General features: G+C 71.1%; 19 protein-coding genes. 8 read left to right on the top strand and 11 right to left on the bottom strand.

The features are described from left to right. Positions 1-38 precede the first annotated feature (38 nt). On the bottom strand, positions 39-1,022 hold the full coding sequence (locus ACIPKM_RS15605) for a PrsW family intramembrane metalloprotease (RefSeq protein WP_402737059.1): 984 nt from the start codon (positions 1,020-1,022) through the stop codon (positions 39-41). Between the two features lie 73 nt (positions 1,023-1,095). Between ACIPKM_RS15605 and ACIPKM_RS15600 the strand changes: the two genes are divergently transcribed. The 6 genes from ACIPKM_RS15600 to ACIPKM_RS15575 all read left to right on the top strand — a co-directional run bounded on the left by ACIPKM_RS15600 (position 1,096) and on the right by ACIPKM_RS15575 (position 5,042). Continuing rightward, entirely contained in the window at positions 1,096-1,359 is a 264-nt protein-coding gene (locus ACIPKM_RS15600; protein WP_071295832.1) for a glutaredoxin family protein, read from the top strand. 64 nt (positions 1,360-1,423) lie between these two features. Beyond that, positions 1,424-2,263 carry an amidohydrolase family protein gene (locus tag ACIPKM_RS15595; RefSeq protein ID WP_402737058.1) on the top strand — a complete coding sequence of 280 codons (840 nt, stop codon included), beginning with the start codon at positions 1,424-1,426 and terminating at the stop codon, positions 2,261-2,263. A gap of 41 nt (positions 2,264-2,304) precedes the next feature. Then, entirely contained in the window at positions 2,305-3,174 is an 870-nt protein-coding gene (locus ACIPKM_RS15590) for a fumarylacetoacetate hydrolase family protein (RefSeq protein WP_092385063.1), read from the top strand. Continuing rightward, on the top strand, positions 3,171-3,917 hold the full coding sequence (locus ACIPKM_RS15585) for an SDR family NAD(P)-dependent oxidoreductase (RefSeq protein WP_402737057.1): 747 nt from the start codon (positions 3,171-3,173) through the stop codon (positions 3,915-3,917). The genes ACIPKM_RS15590 and ACIPKM_RS15585 overlap by 4 nt, the downstream gene beginning before the upstream one ends. Before the next feature lie 114 nt (positions 3,918-4,031). Continuing rightward, the gene (locus ACIPKM_RS15580; RefSeq protein ID WP_070419373.1) at positions 4,032-4,667 is read left to right on the top strand and encodes a FadR/GntR family transcriptional regulator; all 636 of its coding nucleotides are present in this window, start codon (positions 4,032-4,034) and stop codon (positions 4,665-4,667) included. 96 nt (positions 4,668-4,763) lie between these two features. Further along, positions 4,764-5,042: a GlsB/YeaQ/YmgE family stress response membrane protein gene (locus tag ACIPKM_RS15575; protein ID WP_071295836.1), complete on the top strand. Its 279-nt coding sequence runs from the start codon at positions 4,764-4,766 to the stop codon at positions 5,040-5,042. 141 nt (positions 5,043-5,183) lie between these two features. On the opposite strand, the gene ACIPKM_RS15570 is transcribed toward ACIPKM_RS15575, so the two are convergent. The 9 genes from ACIPKM_RS15570 to ACIPKM_RS15530 form a co-directional block, all read right to left on the bottom strand. After that, entirely contained in the window at positions 5,184-6,140 is a 957-nt protein-coding gene (locus tag ACIPKM_RS15570; protein ID WP_402737056.1) for an aldo/keto reductase, read from the bottom strand. Continuing rightward, positions 6,137-6,463 carry an L-rhamnose mutarotase gene (locus tag ACIPKM_RS15565; RefSeq protein WP_402737055.1) on the bottom strand — a complete coding sequence of 109 codons (327 nt, stop codon included), beginning with the start codon at positions 6,461-6,463 and terminating at the stop codon, positions 6,137-6,139. Before ACIPKM_RS15565 ends, ACIPKM_RS15570 begins: the two co-directional genes overlap by 4 nt. Continuing rightward, positions 6,463-7,788, bottom strand: coding sequence for an alpha-L-fucosidase (locus tag ACIPKM_RS15560; RefSeq protein ID WP_402737054.1), 1,326 nt, complete (start codon positions 7,786-7,788; stop codon positions 6,463-6,465). The genes ACIPKM_RS15565 and ACIPKM_RS15560 overlap by 1 nt, the downstream gene beginning before the upstream one ends. 32 nt (positions 7,789-7,820) lie before the next feature. Continuing rightward, the gene (locus ACIPKM_RS15555; RefSeq protein WP_070417845.1) at positions 7,821-8,741 is read right to left on the bottom strand and encodes a carbohydrate ABC transporter permease; all 921 of its coding nucleotides are present in this window, start codon (positions 8,739-8,741) and stop codon (positions 7,821-7,823) included. Further along, complete coding sequence (locus tag ACIPKM_RS15550) at positions 8,734-9,702, bottom strand: carbohydrate ABC transporter permease (RefSeq protein ID WP_070417844.1); 969 nt, start codon at positions 9,700-9,702, stop codon at positions 8,734-8,736. Before ACIPKM_RS15550 ends, ACIPKM_RS15555 begins: the two co-directional genes overlap by 8 nt. Positions 9,703-9,807: 105 nt before the next feature. Continuing rightward, complete coding sequence (locus ACIPKM_RS15545; protein WP_261647418.1) at positions 9,808-11,046, bottom strand: sugar ABC transporter substrate-binding protein; 1,239 nt, start codon at positions 11,044-11,046, stop codon at positions 9,808-9,810. A 213-nt stretch (positions 11,047-11,259) separates the two neighbouring features. After that, positions 11,260-12,594, bottom strand: coding sequence for an enolase C-terminal domain-like protein (locus tag ACIPKM_RS15540; RefSeq protein ID WP_402737053.1), 1,335 nt, complete (start codon positions 12,592-12,594; stop codon positions 11,260-11,262). A gap of 263 nt (positions 12,595-12,857) precedes the next feature. Next, positions 12,858-13,448: a TetR/AcrR family transcriptional regulator gene (locus ACIPKM_RS15535; protein WP_261647416.1), complete on the bottom strand. Its 591-nt coding sequence runs from the start codon at positions 13,446-13,448 to the stop codon at positions 12,858-12,860. 59 nt (positions 13,449-13,507) lie between these two features. Beyond that, entirely contained in the window at positions 13,508-15,568 is a 2,061-nt protein-coding gene (locus ACIPKM_RS15530) for an MDR family MFS transporter (protein ID WP_261647415.1), read from the bottom strand. A 184-nt stretch (positions 15,569-15,752) separates the two neighbouring features. Between ACIPKM_RS15530 and ACIPKM_RS15525 the strand changes: the two genes are divergently transcribed. Then, a complete protein-coding gene (locus ACIPKM_RS15525) occupies positions 15,753-16,733 on the top strand; it encodes a hypothetical protein (protein WP_402737052.1) in 981 nt (326 codons plus the stop codon). Positions 16,734-16,758: 25 nt separating this feature from the next. Next, complete coding sequence (locus ACIPKM_RS15520; protein WP_071295846.1) at positions 16,759-17,178, top strand: hypothetical protein; 420 nt, start codon at positions 16,759-16,761, stop codon at positions 17,176-17,178. A gap of 33 nt (positions 17,179-17,211) precedes the next feature. Here the strand turns inward: ACIPKM_RS15520 and ACIPKM_RS15515 are convergent, their stop codons facing one another. Beyond that, positions 17,212-18,660, bottom strand: a complete 1,449-nt coding sequence (locus ACIPKM_RS15515; protein ID WP_402737051.1) for an SPFH domain-containing protein — start codon at positions 18,658-18,660, stop codon at positions 17,212-17,214. Between the last annotated feature and the right edge of the window lie 235 nt (positions 18,661-18,895).

Here is an 18,895-nt window from a genome sequence, read left to right as displayed (position 1 = left end):
GTGGCGTACCCGTGGCCGGCGGGTCGCCGGGGGCCTCGTCAGCGCGGGACGTGCGGCGGGGGCGTGCCGTCCCATCCCCCGCCGGACGGCGACGGCGACGACGACCAGGGTGCCGGCCAGCCGGCGAGCGCGTTCGCGCTCCGGTCGAGCCGCCGGTGCCGGCGCAGCACCGTGACGAGGACCACGACCCCCACGGCCGACACGATCGCGAGCCCGATCACGTACAGGGTCGTCGCGACGCCGGCGATCGACGCCGGGACGACCCCGTTCCGCGCTGCCGAGAACGGCGTCCCCGTCACGACGAACGCCAGCAGGGTCGAGATCGTCGAGTTCGAGTCCCACAGCCCGTGCAGCAGGGAGACCCCCACGTAGGCGACGACCGGGGCCAACGACCACCGGAACCGGTCGCGACCACGGGCGGCGCCGAACAGGACGGCTCCGAGGATCGACGTCCACAGCACGTGCCCGACCGGGGACAGCACCGCACGGACGACCTCGGTCTGCAGCAGGGACACCAGGTCGATGCCCCGCGCGGTGATCGCCGCGTTGAACGCGTACCCCGCCGACTCGAACGCGGCGAACCCGGCACCGACCGTCGCCCCGAGGAGCGCTCCCTGCCGAGCCGTCTTCGGACGGACCCGCCACCCGACGAACAGCAGCAGGACGCCCTTGACGAACTCCTCGACGAACCCGACGACGATGTACACGAGGGCGTCCTGCTGGAGGTTCGCCTCGAGCAGGGACGCCCCGAGGACGCCGAGGATCCCGCCGACGAAGAACGCGACGATGAGCTGCATCGTGCTCACCGTTCCGGTCACCCGCTCGATGACGAACAGCACCACCGTGAAGGGCACGAGGAAGCTGCCGAGCAGGATGATCGTCGGGACCAGGTTCGTGTTCAGCGTCGTGATCGTGACGACGATCGTGACCGCCCAGAGCAGGAACCCGACGAGGAGGGTCTTCCACCACCAGCCGTGACGGTGGTGCGGGTGAGCGGCGCGGACGTCCGTGGACAGGCTCATAGGGCCATGGTGCTCCGCGGCCGCGCCGGGGGTCACGGGAATGCGCGGGGCCCGTCGGACGTACTCTCTGGGCATGAGCGATGCATCCTTCGACAAGGTCACGATGTTCGGCGCGGACTGGTGCCGCGACTGCCGCCGTTCCAAGGCGCTGCTCGACACCCTCGGGGTGGACTACGAGTACGTCGACGTGGAGGCGGACCTGACCGCGGCGGACCGCGCCGAGGAGATCAGCGGGCGGAAGAACATCCCCGTCGTCGTGCTGCCGAACGGGAAGCACTTCGTCGAGCCGTCGGACGCCGAACTGCGCTCGGAGCTCGAGGCCGCCGGCGTCGTCTGACGCTCGGGCGCGCTCGCGCTGCCTCCCCCGCCCGGACATCGGATGAATCGGGCATGATGGCGGCGTGATCATCGACGCTCACCACCACCTCTGGGACCCGGCAGACCGTCCCTACCCCTGGATGGACGACTCGGTCGCCCCGATCCGGCGACGGTTCGACGTGGACGACCTGCGTGCGGCGACCACCGGGACCTCCGTCACGCGGACGATCGCGGTGCAGGCGGTGCACGACCCGGGCGAGACCGCCTGGCTCCTCGCGCAGCCCGCGCCGGTCGCGGGCGTCGTCGGCTGGGTGGACCTGACCGCGCCCGACGTGGCCGAGCGCGTGGCGTCGGCGTCGACCGGTCCGGGCGGCGAGCGGCTCGTCGGCATCCGCCACCAGGCACAGGACGAGCCCGACCCCGGGTGGCTCGCCCGGCCGGAGGTCGTGCGCGGCGTCCGTGCCGTCGCGCGTGCCGGCCTCGTGTTCGACCTGCTCGTGCGCGAGCGGGAGCACGACGCTGCCCTTGCCCTCGTCGACGCGGCGCCCGAGGCGTCGTTCGTCCTCGACCACGCCGGCAAGCCGTCGATCGACACCGGGGACCCCTCGTGGCCGGACCGGATGCGGGACGTCGCCGCCAGGCCCAACGTGGCGTGCAAGGTCTCCGGGCTGCTCACCGAGGCGGGTGCTGACTGGCGGGAGCGCCCCGTCGCCCGGTACGCCCGCGCGGTCGTCGAGCACTTCGGCCCGGAGCGCTCGCTGTTCGGCTCCGACTGGCCGGTGTCGACGCTCGCCGCCGACTACGCCGAGGTCCTGCACACGACGAGCGACGCCCTCGCGGACCTGTCGCCGACCGAGCGCGACGCTGTGCTCCGCGGGACGGCCGAGCGGATCTACCTTGCCGGAGCCTCGACTCAGACATAGGATGTTTCCGCTGCACCGGCGCAGCAGGAGAGCGAGGAACGATGCGGTTCGCACGACTTGGCCCGGCAGGCGACGAGATCCCCGTCGCGATCGACGACGACGGCGAGGTGCTCGACCTCCGGAGCCTCACCGGTGACATCAGCGGTGGCTTCCTGGCGTCCGACCCCGGCCCCGACGCCCTCGTCCGGCACGCCCGCGCCGCCGGCGACCTTCCCGTGATCGACCGGGCCGACGGTCTCCGGCGTGGGTCGCCCGTCGCCCGCCCCGGCAAGGTCGTCTGCATCGGCCTGAACTACCGCGACCACGCCGCCGAGACCGGCGCCGACATCCCCACCGAGCCGATCGTGTTCATGAAGGACCCGATGACGGTGATCGGCCCCGACGACGAGGTGCTCGTCCCCCGCGGCAGCACGAAGACCGACTGGGAGATCGAGCTCGCGATCGTGATCGGCACCACCGCGCGCTACTGCGCGTCCGAGGACGAGGCCGCGACGCACATCGCCGGCTACGCCATCGCCAACGACGTCTCGGAGCGCGCCTTCCAGCTCGAACGCGGCGGGCAGTGGGACAAGGGGAAGTCCTGCGAGACGTTCAACCCGCTCGGCCCGTGGCTCGTCACGCCGTCCGCGCTCGAGGCGGATGGTCTCGACCCGAACGCCCTGTCGCTGCAGCTCCGGGTGAACGGCGAGCTCCGGCAGGACGGCAGCACCCGGGACATGATCTTCCGGCCGGCCGAGATCGTCCGGTACCTGTCGCAGTTCATGGTCCTGTACCCGGGTGACGTGATCAGCACCGGGACACCCGCGGGGGTCGCCCTCGGCAGCGGTGCGCCGTACCTGCAGGCCGGCGACGTCGTCGAACTCACCGCCGAGGGCCTCGGCTCGCAGCGCCAGACGATGGGCGCAGCATGACCGCCGGGACCCACGAGGGCCTGCGGGCCGTCGTCACCGGGGGCGCCTCGGGGATCGGCGCCGCGATCGTCGTCGCGCTCCGTGACCGAGGTGCGACCGTCGCGGTACTCGACCTGCAGCCCGCGGACGACGCCCTGTCGTTCCGCTGCGACGTCGGTGACGACACGTCCGTCCGGGCAGCGGTCGCCGACGCCGTCGAGCAGCTCGGCGGCCTCGACGTCCTGGTCAACAACGCCGGCATCGGCGCACAGGGCACCGTCGAGGACAACCCCGACAACGAGTGGCGCCGCGTGTACGAGGTGAACGTGCTCGGCGCGGTCCGGCTCTCGCGCGCGTGCCTGCCGCACCTCCGCGACTCCGACGCCGCGAGCATCGTGAACACCTGCTCGATCGCCGCCACCGCCGGGCTGCCCCAGCGCGCGCTGTACTCCGCGACGAAGGGCGCGATCGCCGCCCTCACCCGCGCCATGGCTGCCGACCACCTCCGGGAGGGCATCCGCGTCAACGCCGTCAACCCCGGCACCGCGGACACCCCCTGGGTCGCGCGGCTGCTCGAGCGCGCCGACGACCCGGCAGCGGAACGGGCGGCCCTGGAGGCACGCCAACCGCACGGACGCCTCGTCGCCCCCGAGGAGGTGGCCGAGGCCGTCGCCTACCTCACCAGCCCGCTCGCCCGGTCGACGACGGGTGTCGACCTCGCGGTCGACGGCGGGATGCAGGCGCTCCGGCTCCGGCCCGCCTGATGGGCCCTGGAGGCGCGACTATCGTCGTCGTGTCGGCTCGCGTGGGCGAGTGGCCGAGCAGGAGGTGGTGACGTGGCGTCGCTGACGGACGATGCGATCGCACGCATCCAGCAGATGATCGTGAGCGGCGAGCTCCAACCCGGGCAGCGCCTCCCGCCCGAGAAGGAGCTCAGCGAGTCCCTCGGGCTGTCGCGGAACAGCCTCCGCGAAGCGGTGAAGGCCCTCGAACTCATCCGCGTGCTCGACGTCCGGCGCGGCGACGGCACGTACGTGACGTCGCTCGAGCCGACCGTCCTGCTCGAGGCGGTCTCCTTCGTCGTCGACATGCACCACGACCGCTCGCTCGTGGACCTGCTCGAGGTCCGGCGGATCCTCGAGCCCGCGTCCGCCGTCCTCGCGACCGCCCGCGCCTCGGAGCAGCAGATCGACGACCTGCACGCGCTCATGCAGTCCGTCGGCGAGGACACCGGCGTCGAGGACCTCGTCGCCCACGACCTGCAGTTCCACTCGACGATCGCGGGCATCGGCGGCAACCAGTACCTGTCCGGCCTGCTCGACGCCCTGTCGAGCAAGACCGTCCGGGTGCGGGTCTGGCGCGGCCTGACGCAGAACGGCTCCGTGCAGCGCACGCTCGACGAGCACGCGGCGATCGTGGACGCCATCCGTCGTCGCGACCCGCAGCTCGTGCAGGCGCTCGTCGTGGCGCACGTCGAGGGTGTGGAGCGCTGGCTGCGGCGCTCGCTCGACTGAACCCGGCAGTCCTCCCAGGCAGGTGCGAGTTGGGTCGGTTGTCGGCCCTGACTCCGGCAACCATGCCGCGGCAACCGCACCCACGAGGAGGAAACCGTGATCGGTCTCATCATCAGCTTGATCATCATCGGACTCATCGCCGGCGCCCTCGCTCGGCTCATCGTCCCCGGCAAGCAGCACATCTCGATCCCCATGACCATCCTGCTCGGCATCATCGGGTCGTTCGTGGGCGGGTTCCTCGGGTTCCTGATCTTCCAGCACGACCCGATGGACGGCTTCTTCCAGCCCGCAGGCATCATCGGCTCGATCATCGGCGCCGTCATCGTGCTGTTCATCTACACGCGGTTCGCCGGCCGGAGCGCCCGCACCCGCTAGTCGGACGTGGCCGGGCACGACCCGGCGCACAACCGAAGTCACCCCGAACCGCGCATCCGCGTGGTTCGGGGTGACTTTCGTTGTGCGCCGGCGATCGGCGCCGGGGCGCCCGGCCGGCCGCCGCGCGGAGCGGCGCCCGCGTCAGGCGGCGAGCAGGCCCGCCGCGCGCAGGTCGTCCCAGAGCGCCTCGGGCACCGTCGCGGCCGCCCGAGCGACGTTCGAGCGCACCTGCTCCGCCGACTGCGCACCGAGGGCGATCGCCCGGACCGCAGCCGCCCGGCGCGGGAACGCGAGCGCGGCCTCCGGCAGCGTGACGCCGTGCCGTTCGCACACGTCGGCGATCGCGTTCGCCCGTTCGACGAGCGACGCCGGCGCCGCCGCGTAGTCGTACGTCGCCGAGGCGTCCGGCCGGTCCCGGCCGAGCAGCCCCGAGTTGTAGACGCCGACCGCGACCACGGCGACCCCGAGGTCCTCGCACCGTGCGACCAGCGCCGCCGCGGGCTGCTCGAGCAGCGTGTACCGGCCGGCGAGCATGACCACGTCGCACATGCCGGTGGAGACCGCTGCCTCGAGGGCCTCGACGGAGTTCGACCCGACGCCCACCGCACGCACCACTCCCTCGTCCCGGAGCTCGACGAGCGTCGGCAGCGCCTGGGTCAACCCGTCCCGCAGCGCGTACACGTCCGGGTCGTGCAGGTAGGCGATGTCCACGTGGTCGAGCCCGAGCCGCCCGAGGGACTCGTCGAGGGACCGCCGCACGCCCGACGGCGAGGGATCCCACTGCCGGACCAGGTCGTCCGGCACCGCGAACCCGCCGGAGTCCAGGTCGTCCCCGTCGCCCCGCCCGGGCACGAGCAGGCGTCCGACCTTCGTCGACACCAGGTAGTCGGACCGCGGCCGTTCGGCGAGTGCCGCTCCGAGTCGCCGCTCGGACAGCCCGAGTCCGTAGTGCGGCGCGGTGTCGAACCCGCGGACCCCGGCCTCCCACGCGGCGTCGACCGTGGCCCGCGCCTCGTCGTCGGACACCTCGCGCAAGAGGTTGCCGATCCCCGCACCGCCGAACCAGAACGGTCCGCGGTCGAGGTCCGGGGCCGTCACGCGTCCACCTGGTCCGCGAGCGACCACACCCGGGGGATGCCGTCGTCGCCGCCGGAGTAGTCGTCGTCCGCCTCGAGCAACGGGTTCACGACCGCCTGCCACTCGGCGTTCACGGGGTCGTCGGCGAGCGCCTTCCGCATCGCCCGGTAGTCGTCGACCTCGACGAGGTGCACGAGGTCCTGCCCGTCCCGCCAGATCGTCCAGTCCTGCACCCCGGCCGCGCGGAGCCGTGCCGCCAGCGCGGGCGGGACCGAGGCGTGCACGCGTTCGTACGCCGCCTCGCTCCCCGCCCGCAGCCGGGTCCTCGTCAGGATGCGCTGCATCAGTCGCGCAGGAAGAGCTCGACCACGGGCACCGCCACGTCCGGCCGGACGATCGGCAGGGTGAGCGTCAGCGTCCCCGCGGGCTGTCCACCGAGGCCGGTGTTCTGCGCCCGGGTGCCGGGCGCGATCTCGCGGTAGTGGATCTCCGACGCGTCGTTCAGGAGCTGGGCGTACTCGACCCGGCCGGCGAGGTCGGCGAGGTGCACGTGCTCGAACGGCCACGTGAAGAGGTGCAGGTACAGCCGGTTCCCGTTCTGCGTGTAGACGGTGCCCGCCGGCGCCCGGAACGACGACGGTCCGGCGCCGTACACCGACCGCGCGTGCTGGTGCATCCACGTGCCGATCCCGGCGAGCGCCGTCCGTGCGACCCCGTCGAACTCGCCGCGACCGGTCGGCCCGACGTTGAGGAGCATGTTCCCGTTGTTCGAGACCCCGTCGACGAGCATGCGCACGAGCAGGTCGGTGCTCTTGACGTTCAGGTTGTCGCGGTCGTACCCCCACGAGCCGTTGAGGGTCTGGCAGGCCTCCCACGGCACCTGGACGCCGTCGACCTCCATCGGCTTGTCCGGCTGGTACTGCTCCGGCGTGACGATGTCCCCGGGCAGGTCGAGCCGGTCGTTGACGATGATGCCGGGCTGGAGCCGCTTGGTCAGCGCCAACAGCTCCTCGGACCCCCAGTCGTCGCGGCCCTTGCCGCCCCAGATGTCCTCGTGGTCGTTGTCGCGGTACGAGAAGTCGTAGAACAGGTAGTCGATCCGCCCGTAGTCGGACAACAGCTCCGTCACCTGCCCGTGCAGGTAGTCCCGGTAGCGCGCCATGTCCCGGCCCTCGTTCAGCGCGGCGATCGCCTCGTCGCCGTCGTCCCGCCTCGGGTGCACGCCGTCGATCGTGAAGTCCGGGTGGTGCCAGTCGATGAGCGAGTGGTAGAACCCGACCCGCAGTCCCTCGGCGCGGACGGCGTCGACGAACTCGCGCACGATGTCGCGGCCGAACGGGGTGTTGGTGGACTTGTAGTCGGTCAGTGCGCTGTCCCAGAGCGCGAAGCCCTCGTGGTGCTTCGTGGTGAGGACGACGTACTTCATGCCCGCCTCACGTGCTCGTCGCGCCCAGTCGGCGGCGTCGAACAGGTCCGGGTCGAAGTGGTCGAAGTACTTCTGGTAGTCGGCGTCGGTGATCCGCTCGCGGTTCTTCACCCACTCGTGCCGTGCCGGCAGGGCGTAGAGCCCCCAGTGGATGAACATGCCGAACCGGTCGTGGGTGAACCACGCGGGCAGGCCGGAGCGATCGGTCGCGGTCTGCGGCTCTGCAGGTGCGGTGATGGTCATGTGGCCAGTGTTCCTTTCACGAGTACAGCACGTCACCGGCCGCCGAGGCCGCTGGTGACGATGCCCTTGACGAGGTGCTTCTGCAGCAGGACGAGGAGGATCACGGTGGGGAGCATCGAGATCACCGAGGCCGCCATCACGAGGTTCCACTCGGACCCCTGCTGCCCGAAGAACTGCTGCAGGCCGAGCGGGATCGTGCCGTGGGCCTCGACGTCGTTGACCACGACGAGCGGCCAGAGGAACGAGTTCCAGTAGGAGATGAACGAGAACACCGCGAGCACGGCCATCGTCGGCCGGGCGAGCGGCAGCATCACCGAGACGAAGGTCCGGATGGCGCCGGCGCCGTCGACGCGTGCTGCGTCGTCGAGCTCCTGCGGCACGGTGAGGAAGAACTGCCGGATCAGGAACGCGCCGAGCGCCGTGAACGCCCACGGGACGATGAGCGCCTGGAAGGTGTCCACCCACCCGAAGCCCTGCATCATCACGTACATCGGGATGACGAGGACGTCCTGCGGGATCATCAGCGTCACGAGGAAGAGCAGGAACACGGTGTTCCGCCCCCGCCAGCGCAGCCGCGAGAACGCGTACCCGGAGAGCACGGCCACGACGACGTTGATCACGGTGCCGGCGGCCGCCACGAAGATCCCGTTCAGGATGAAGCGGGCGAACGGCAGGTAGGTGAACGCCTGGACGTAGTTGTCCCACTCGAGCGAGCGTCCCCAGAGCGTCGGCGGCGTGGTGAACACCTGGTCCGCCGGCTTGAGGCTCGTCGCCACCATGTAGATGAGCGGCGAGACGAAGAGCAGCGCGACGAGGCAGAGGAGCGCGTAGCCGATCGCGTGCCGGAGCCGTCCGGGCCGGGGTGCCGAGGCGGTCCGGGGCACGGACCGCGGGTTGACCGTGCGGTTCGACGTGGTGAACCCGCTCGTGCGGGGCTTGGTCAGCTCACTCATAGTGCACCCACCGCTTCTGCCCGAGGAACTGGACGGCCGTGATCCCGAGGATGATGACGAACAGCACCCAGGCACCGGCGGAGGCCAGCCCGAGCTGCTGGTTCTGGAAGCCCGTGTTGTAGATGTACTGCACGAGGGTCTCCGTCGCCGTGCCCGGTCCGCCCTTGGTGAGGACGAACGGCTGCACGAACACCTGGAACGAGGTGATCAGCGTCATCATCGTGGCGAAGAACACCGACGGCGAGATGAGCGGGAACTTGATCGCCCAGAACGTCTGCCACGCGTTCGCGCCGTCGAGCTGCGACGCCTCGATCTGGTTCTCGGGCACGGCGTCGAGGGCCGCCGAGAAGATGAGCATGTTGTACCCGAAGCCCTGCCAGACGCTCATGGCGACGATGGCGAGCATCGCCCAGTGCTCGTCGGCGAGGAAGTTCGGCGCGTGCACGCCGACCGTCGACTGCAGGGAGGCGTCGATCGCGCCACCCGGCTGGTAGAGCATCCGCCAGACCACGACGTTCGCGACGATCGGCGTGATGGTCGGGATGAAGAACAGCACGCGGAAGACGTGTCGACCGGCGATCCGCGGCGTCAGCCAGGCGGCGAGCCCGAGCGACACGACGAGGTTGAGCGGCACGTACAGCACGACGAACAGGGCCGTGTTGAGCGTCACCGTCCGGAACACCGGGTCGGCGAAGAGCCTGGCGTAGTTCTCGATGCCGGCGAAGCTGCGCTCGCCGAGCATCGGCCAGTTCATGAAGCTGACGACGAGGGAGGCGATGATCGGGAACGCCGTGAAGACGACCAGCCCGATGGAGTGCGGCGCGGCGAAGGCGGCGCCCCACCACGAGCGCCGACCGACGACGCCGTCGGCGTCACCGCCCTTGGGGCGGGGCGTGGCCGTGCCCGTCGCGACCGCGGTCGCGACGGCGGGGACCGCCGGTGGATCCTGGATGGTGGTCATGCGACGACCTCCTCGTCGTTCGCGGGTGCTTGCTGTCGGGGTGGCGGACTGGAGGCGCGGGGCGGGGTCGACCCGCGCCTCCAGTCCGTCAGTCGGTCGCGTCGGTCACTGCGTGCCGAGCTGGCCGGCGATCGAGGACATCGTGTCCTTGCCGGACGTCTGTCCGTTGACCGCCTGGAGCGCGTACTGCGTGAAGAGCTGGCCCAGCTGGTCGCTCTGCTTGTTGCCCGGGAGCGGCGAGGACTTGGCGAGGGCCGCCTTGAGCGCGGTCTCGGCCCCGTCGATGCCGGCGCTGGAGTACCACGCGTCCTGCGCCGCGGTGCGGGCCGGGAAGGCACGCCCCTGCTCGGCGAGGGACGTCAGGACCTTCTCGCTCGTCATCGTCTGGACGGCCTTGAACGCCTGCTCCGGGTACTTGCACTGCTTCGAGACACCGAAGCCGGAACCGGCGGCGAAGGTCGACGGGCCCGAGGTCCCGGCCGGCAGCGTCGTGACGCCGAGGTCGAACTTCACCTTGGCCTTCTGGCTGATCAGCGACCACGGACCGTCCGTGTACATCGCGACCTTGCCGGCGGCGAAGTCGTTGCCGGGCGTCGAGGTGTCGGACGAGGCCTGCGTCGCGTAGCCCTTCTTCACCAGGCTCGCGAGCCAGTCCAGGCCGTCCGCGAACTTCGTGTCGGTGGCGTCGATCTTGCCGGCCTTCGTGATCACCCGGCCGCCGTTGTAGCCGTAGATCATCGACTCGATGTTGAGGTCGCCCACGGTCGAGCCGAACTCGGTGATGCCCTTCGCCTTGAGCGCCTCGCCGGCCTGCTCGAAGTCGTCGGTGGTCCACCCGGGCTCGGGGTCGGCCACGCCGGCCTGCTTGAAGAGGTCCTTGTTGTAGAACATCAGGATGGGCCCGGTGTCGTACGGCAGACCGTAGAGCTTGCCGTCGACCTTCATGCCGTCGAGCGCCGTGCTGTCGTACGCCGACAGGTCGAGGCCGTCTTTCTTCGCGAGGTCGTCGAGCGACAGGAGCGATGACGTGTAGTTCGCCGCGCGGAGCGACTGCATGCTCACGATGCACTGGGCGCTGCCGGCGCTGAGCTGCGTGCTGAGCTTCGTGAAGTAGTTCTCGAACGGGGCGCCCTGGATCGTCAGGGTGATGCCGTCCTCGCTCTTCACGGTGTCGGCGACCTTCTGCCAGGCGGCCTTGTCCTCCTTCCCGGCGATCCACATGGACCAGGTCATGGCGTCCTTGGACTGGCTGCCGCCGGCACTGCTGCCGGAGGAACAACCAGCGAGGACGAGCGCGGTGGCGGCGGCTGCCGCCAGCCCCGCGACGATTCGGCGTCGGTGCATCGGAGTCTCCACTTCGTCGTGGTGATCAGGGTGGGGGGTTCGGTTCGGGAGGAACGTGGTGCGGGTCAGGGGCGTCGGGCGTCGCGATCGGGGTGCGTCAGGCGACGCGGACGGGGTCGGTGTGCGTCAGGCGACGCGGACGGGGTCGGGGTGCGTCAGGCCACGCGGACGGGGTCGGGGTGCGTCAGGCGACGCGGACGGGGTCGGTGTGCGTCAGGCGACGCGGACGGCGTCCGGGACGCTCGCGTCGACGGCGGCCCAGACCGGGCCGTCGGGGAACGCGTGGTCCTCGAGCGTGGCGGCGTGCATCTCGGTGCCCGCGCCGGGAGCGGTGGGCGGCCAGTAGCGGCCGTCGTGCACGTCGACCGGTGTCACGAAGTGCTCGTGCAGGTGGTCGACGAACTCGATGCAGCGGGTGTCGAGGTCGCCGGTGAGCGCGACGGCGTCGAACATCGAGAGGTGCTGCACCGCCTCGCACAGACCGACCCCGCCGGCGTGCGGGCAGACGCGGACGCCGTACTTGGCGGCGAGGAGCAGGATCGCGAGGTTCTCGTTCACCCCGGCGACCCGCGTGGCGTCGATCTGGAGCACCGACATCGCGTCCGCCTGGATGAGCTGCTTCGCGATCACGCGGTTCGCCATGTGCTCCCCCGTCGCCACCGGGATCGGTGCGATGCGGCGGGCGATCTCGGCGTGTCCGAGGACGTCGTCGGGGCTCGTGGGCTCCTCGACCCACGCGATGTCGAACGGGCGGAGCCGCTCGATCCACGTGACCGCCTCGTCGACGTCCCAGCGCTGGTTGGCGTCGATCGCGATCCGGATGTCCGGACCGACCGTGGCGCGGGCGATCCCGAGCCGTCGGACGTCCTCGTCGATGTCCCCGCCGACCTTGAGCTTGATCTGGGTGAAGCCCTCGTCGACGGCCTCGCGGCAGAGGCGGGCGAGCTTCTCGTCGTCGTAGCCGAGCCAGCCGGGGGTGGTGGTGTACGCCGGGTAGCCCTCGTGCTCGAGGCGGCGTCGGCGCTCGGCACGGAGCGGCACAGCGGCCTCGAACAGTTCCCGTGCGTCGGCCGGGGTGATGGCGTCGGAGAGGTACCGGAAGTCCACCAGGTCGACGAGCTCGTCAGGGCTGAGCTCGGCGAGCAGCGCCCAGAGCGGCTGCCCGGCGCGCTTCGCCCGGAGGTCCCAGAGGGCGTTCACCACGGCGCCGATCGCCATGTGCATCACGCCCTTCTCGGGCCCGAGCCACCGGAGCTGCGAGTCGTGGACGAGCGTGCGCCACGTCCCGCCCATGTCCGAGAGGACCGATTCGGCGTCCGCGCCGACGACGTGCTCGCGGAGGGCGGCGATCGCTGCTTCCTGCACCTCGTTGCCGCGGCCGATCGTGAAGACGAAGGCGGTGCCGACGTGCCCGTCCAGGGCGTCGGTCGCGATCTCGACGTAGGCGGCGGAGTAGTCGGGCGCCGGGTTCATGGCGTCGGATCCGTCGTGGTCCCGGGAGGTCGGGAACCGGACGTCGCGGACGCGCAGACCGGTGATGCGGCTCATCGTGTCTCCTACCCGTTCGGTCTCCGTCGGCCGAACGGACTCATCGAAACATCCTATGTCTCCGCTGTCAAGGTCCAATTTCTGGATGTTTCAGCCACGATGCGCGGTGAGTGATCGGATGACAGCACGCGACGGCAGGCAGACAGACAGGAGGCGCGGTGCGGGTCGGACCCGCACCGTCACTCCGGACACGGCCGCCACACCGCTGGCGTGTCGCGCCGGCACCGGCCGGTGGGGCCCCCTCCTGGACGTGGTCGCGCTGCTCAGACGGCGGCGAGCCGCCCCATCTCCGCGACCACGCCGCGGAGCCGGTCCGCCAGCTCGTCGCGGGACGCGACCGAGAACCGGTGCGCGACCTCGATGACGGCGGCCATGACGAGCGTGACGGCGGTCCGCGCCGACTCGGCGTCGGTGCGTTCGGCGGCGACCTCGACGATCGCCGACCGGGCCTCGGCCATCCACTGCAGCATCGTCGGGACCATCTCGGGCCGCGCCTGCACGAGCGACTTCATCCGGCGGCGGTCCTCGGGCAGGGTCACGGTCTGCGCGACGAGGTCGCAGAGGTCGGACACGAGCGTGCCCGCACCGGCGAGGAAGGTCGCGCGGGCGGGGTCCGGGACGGTGGTCGCGGGGAGGCCGAGGGCGGCATTGCCCTTGGACGGGAAGTAGTTGAAGAACGTGCGGGGCGAGACGCCGGCGGCGGCGCAGATCTCCTCGACCGTGACGCCGGCGAGCCCGCGATCGGTGACGAGCTCGAGCGCGGACCGGTGGATGGCGGCCCGGGTCTGCTGCTTCTTGCGCTCCCGCAGGCCGCTGTCGCCGGGGGCGGGGGCGGGGGCTTCGGTGGTGGTCACGTGGTGGCTCCTCGGACGGACGACGGGGCCTCCCGCGGTGGCGGGAGGCCCCGTGCGGCCTAGCGGTCCGACGCGCCCCGCTGGACGGGGATCGAACCGGTGACGGGAGCGGTCGGCGAGCCCATGGTGTCGGCGGCCTTGACCGCCTGGACCTCGAGGCCGTCAGCCGTGCCCTCGTTGTCCGCCTGCTCCTGCAGGGCCGAGCTCTTGCGGAGCGGCGGCGCCTTGAAGAACCAGCTCAGGACGAAGGCGAGCAGGATGACCGCGAAGCCGACCCAGTAGACCGTGACGGCCGACGAGTTGAACCCGGTCATGAAGGGCCTGGTGAGCGCGGCGTCCGCACCGTTCAGGTAGGACGTGTCGCTCGTCTCGCTGCTCGACGCGCCCTTGTCGCTCGTGCCCTTGTCGATCTGCTTCGACAGCGCCGGGGCGAGGTCGTCCACCCAGTACGTGCGCTGGGCCGAGTCGGACCAGTCGACGACGAGCTTGCCGTCCTGCACGGACGCGTGGGCCTTGTCGGCGGCGGCGGTGAGCGCCTGCTGCTGCACGGCCTCGGGAGCGCCGGCCGTGGCCTGGGTCACCTGCGCGGTGGCCTGGTCGAGCCCGGACTGGACCTGCTGCTTGATCGGGGTGACGATCGGGTTCCAGATCTGGTCCATGACGCCCTGGTTCGCCTTGGCACTGGCGACCGTCGGGTTGAGCGCGGCGTCGAGCGCGCCGGTCAGGTTCTTCTGGTCGGCCGTGGCGTGCAGGATGTTCGCCGGCATGATCGAGAACAGGACGCTCAGGAGCACCGCGGTGCCGAGCGTTCCACCGATCTGGCGGAAGAACGTCGCCGAGCTGGTCGCCACACCCATGTCACGCGGCTGCACGGAGTTCTGCGAGGCGAGGGTGATGCTCTGCATGAGCTGGCCGAGGCCGAGCCCGATGAGGAACATGCCGATCATCAGGAACCAGAGCGGCTTGTCGATGGTCATGAACGTCAGGACGACGTAGCCGAGCGAGACGAGCGCGGTGCCGATCACCGGGAAGATCCGGTACTTGCCGGTGCGGGCGACGATCTGGCCGGAGGCGATCGAGGCGATCATGAGCCCACCGATCATCGGCAGGGTCGCGAAGCCGGACTCGGTCGGGGTGAGACCCGTGACGATCTGCAGGTACAGCGGGATGGTCAGCATGGCGCCGAACATCGCGAAGCCCACGAGGAAGCCGAGGATCGTGGCCATCGAGAAGACGCCCGAGCGGAAGAGCTTCAGCGGGATGATCGCGTCGTCCTTCATGAGCGTCTCGATGACGAGGAAGGCGACCAGGCCGAGGGCACCGATGACGTAGCAGGCGATCGCGGCGGCCGAGCCCCAGCCCCAGGTGCGGCCCTGTTCGGCCACGAGCAGGAGCGGGACGAGGGTCACGATGACCGAGGTCGCGCCCCACCAGTCGATGCGCGGCTTCGCCTTGGCGTCGCCGAACTTCGGCAGGTGCAGGAACGCGATGACCATGAGGAGCGCCGCGATGCCGATCGGGACGTTGATCAGGAAGACCCAGCGCCAGCCGGTGACGCCGAGGATGGTCGACGCGCCGGAGAAGAGCCCGCCGATGAGCGGACCGATGACCGAGGAGATGCCGAAGACGGCCAGGAAGTACCCCTGGTACTTCGCGCGCTCGCGGGGAGCGAGGATGTCACCCATGATCGCGAGCGGCAGGGACATCAGCGCACCGGCACCGATGCCCTGGAAGGCACGGAACGCGGCGAGCATGATCATCGACATCGACATGGTCGAGAGCAGCGAGCCGATGATGAAGACCGCGATGCCGAAGATGTAGAGGGGACGACGGCCGAAGACGTCGGAGAGCTTGCCGTAGATCGGCGTGGTGATCGTCGACGCGATCAGGTACGCCGTGGTGACCCAGGCCTGCTGGTCGAGACCGTGCAGGTCGTCGCCGATGGTGCGGATGGCCGTGCCGACGATCGTCTGGTCGAGCGACGAGAGGAACATGCCGGCCATGAGGCCGTAGATGACGAGGAGGATCTGGCGGTGCGACATGATCGGCTTCCCCGGCTGGCCGGCCGGGGAGCTCGGTCGTCCGCGCGACACCTCGACGGGTGCGGTGGCAGTAGACATGGGGGTCCTTCAGGGGTGCGTGTGGTGGTCGTGGTCGCGAGGGACGCCAGGGCGTCGTGGCGGGCCGGTGACGGCGGGTCAACCTTGCAGACGCTGCAACTTTACACCACGAGCACCTTTGCTACCAACGCAATCTTTCCCATTGTGCATGTTTGTGAACGCCTCCTCAGGTACCGTGGGCCGGATGGGGCGGACGACGTGGAGCGATGTGCCGGCAGTCCTGCGGGAGCGCATCGAGACGGTGCTCGGGGGCGCGGTGGCACAGGCCGAGTCACAGGCGGGTGGGTACTCCCCCGGTGGCGCCGACCGGGTGGTCACCGGGGACGGTCGACGAGCGTTCGTGAAGACGCTCTCGCGGTCGCGGAACCCGGACGGCTTCGGGATGCACGAGCGCGAGGCCGAGGTCATGGGCCACCTGCCCGGTGCCGTGCAGGCGCCTCGGCTGATCGACACCGTGCGCGAGACCGTCGACGGCGACGACTGGATTGCCCTCGTCATCGAGGACGTGGACGGACACCACCCCGGCACGGCGGGCGACGGGTCCGACGTCACCGCAGTGCTCGACGCACTCGACACGCTGCCGACCGCCACCGGGACGCTCGCACAGCTCCCGCGCGTCGCGGACGACCTCGTCGAGGACTTCGGCGCCTGGGACCGGATGGCCGCTTCAGGCTTCCCCGACGTCGTCCCGGCGCACGTGGTCGCCGCTGCCCCTGCGATGGCGCGGGCGGCACGCGACGCCGCGGCGGCCGTCGACGGAGGTTCCCTGGCGCACGTCGACTGCCGCGCCGACAACCTGCTCGTCGACGCGGACGGTGTCGTCTGGGTCATCGACTGGCCGTGGGCGGCCGTCGGCGCGCACTGGCTCGACCCGCTCACCTACCTGCTCGACGTGCTGGTGCGCGGCGAGGACGCCGACGTCGAGCACCACCTCGCCACCCACCGGGTGTTCGCGGGGGTGCCGGCGTCGAGCGTGGACGCGGTCCTCGCCGGGCTCGCCGGGACGTTCTTCGAGAAGGCGTCCCGCCCGGCGATCCCGCACATGCCGACGCTCCGGGACTTCCAACGACGCGAGGGGCTGGCGGCCGCCGAGTGGCTGCTGCGACGGTGGGGAGGACTGCCGCCGGGGGAAGAACCCACGTACCCCGCTGTCCAGGAAGCGTGACCCGGTCGAGCGTACCGTCCCGCACATGACTGACGAGCACGAAGGCCAGCGTCCGGAAGACGACGCTGCGCGGCTCGGACTCGTCGTCGTCGGCGAGGCAGCAGCACTGCACTCGGGCGACGAGGCGGCCCTGGACGCGAGCGAACAGAACATCCGCGACACCATCGACGAGATGATCGACGAACCGTTGACCGAACGGCAGGAGCAGGTGGTCGAACGACTGGCGTCGGCCGGGGGCACGCTCACCGCGGGCCTCAGCGGTGCCCTCGCCGCGCAGACCGGCCGGAGCGTCGACGACGTCCTCGAGGGAGCCGCCCGCAGCGTCGTCTGGCAGCAGCGTCTGGCGGACCAGCGCCGGGACGGACACGACGGCTTCGGTGAGCGCGAGGACGCCGGCGGGCAGCAGCGCGACCGCCGCGACGACGACGGGCGCGACGAGGACTGACCCCCGCCGCGCCCGCACCGGACGACGGTTCGGCTACTCGGCCGCCGCGGACTCCTGCTCACGCACGACGGCGCGGGCTGCGGCCTGCCCCGTCGTGGTGCTCTTGACGATGTCGCTCAGCGTGAAGCCGGCCGTCGTCCCGAGCAGGGCGTCGACTTCGCTGAACTGACTGACCACGCTCTTCGAGAGCGCTCCGGCGCCGTCGGAGGACACGACGGTCAGCTTGTCGATGTTGCCCATCGGGGCCGCGAGCTCGCGGGCGATGCTCGGCAGCGTCTCGATCGCCTTCACCCGGAGGACGGCCTCGGAGTGCTGGGCGAGTGCGTCCGCCTGTGCCTTCGTGGCGTCGGCCTCGGCCTTGCCCTTGGCGCGGATCGCGTCGGCGGCGGCTTCACCCTCGGCGCGGGAGGCGTCGGCCGCGAGCTTGCGCGCCTCGGACTCGGCCTGGGCCTCGGCGGCGATCGCCTCGGCCGAGATGCGTCGGGCCTCTGCCTGGGCACGTGCGGTCTCGACCTGGGCAGCGGCGGCCGCCTCGGCCTCGACGCGGGTCTTGCGCGCCTGCGCCTCGGCCACCGCGGAGACCTCGGACTCGAGCTCGGCACGGCGGAGTTCGGCACGCTTCTGCGCGGTCAGCTGCTCCTGCTCGACGACGCCCTGCGCCGCGCGGGCCTGGGCGAGCGGGCCAGCGGCGGCGGCTTCGGCGGAGGCACGGTCGGCGTCGAGCTGCAGCGCGGCCCGACGGATCGCGAGGGTGTTCTCCGCCTCGGCGATGGCCTGGTCGGCCGTGGCACGGGCTTCACGCGCTTCGCGGTCGGCCTGGGCCTCGGCGTTCTCGGCCTCGAGCCGGACCCGCGCGCGCTCGGCACGTCCGAGGTCGCTGATGTAGTCGTTGCGGTCCGAGATGCCCTTGATCTCGAACGAGTCGACGTCGAGTCCCTGGCTGTGCAGGGCGTCCTTCGCGACGTCGAGCACGGCGACGGTGAGCTGGTCGCGGTTGCGGATGATGGTCGACACGTCGGTCGCACCGATCGAGGCACGGAGGGAACCGGACAGGACCTCGCGCGCGAAGTCGTCGATCTTCTTCTCCTGGCCGAGGAACCGCTGCGCGGCGGCCCGGATCGACGCGTCGGCCTCGCCCACCTTGACGAGCGCCACGGCCTCGACGTCGATGGTCACGCCGCGGGAGTCCTGCGCGTTCACGTTGATGTCGATCGCGCGCGAGCTCAGCGAGATCTTGGCGACGCGCTCGAAGAACGGCCGGACCAGGACACCGGCGCCGAGGACGACCTTGATCCCGGACTCGACCGTCTCGGTGCCGTCGGGGTTCTTCACCTTGCGGGAGCGCTTGCCGGTGATGATGAGCGCTTCGTCGGCGCCGGCGTTGCGGTAGACGAGCTTCGCGTAGATCAGCACGATGACCGCCAGGACGACGACCCCCACGACGATCAGCGGGACGGCTCCGAGCGCGAACAGGACTTCCATGACTCCCCCTCGTGGAACAGGCCGCAGCCTGGATTCCGCATCTGTTGTTCCGTTGGCTCCCATCGTAGGAGAACGCACGGACAGACAGGAGGCGGGGGGGGGGGGGGGCCCCCCCCCCCCCCCCCCGCCCGGGGGGGGGGGGGGGGCGGGGGGCGGGCCCGCGCCGCGGGGGGCCCCCCGCCGGGGGGCCCCCCCCCCCCGCGGGGGGGCCCCCGGGTACCCGGGCGTGTGCGTG

The organism is Curtobacterium sp. NPDC086286, from assembly GCF_044746255.1.
Lineage (GTDB): Bacteria > Actinomycetota > Actinomycetes > Actinomycetales > Microbacteriaceae > Curtobacterium.
Note: the sequence above shows the minus strand (reverse complement) of the source record. Positions and strands in the feature narration are given on the sequence as shown.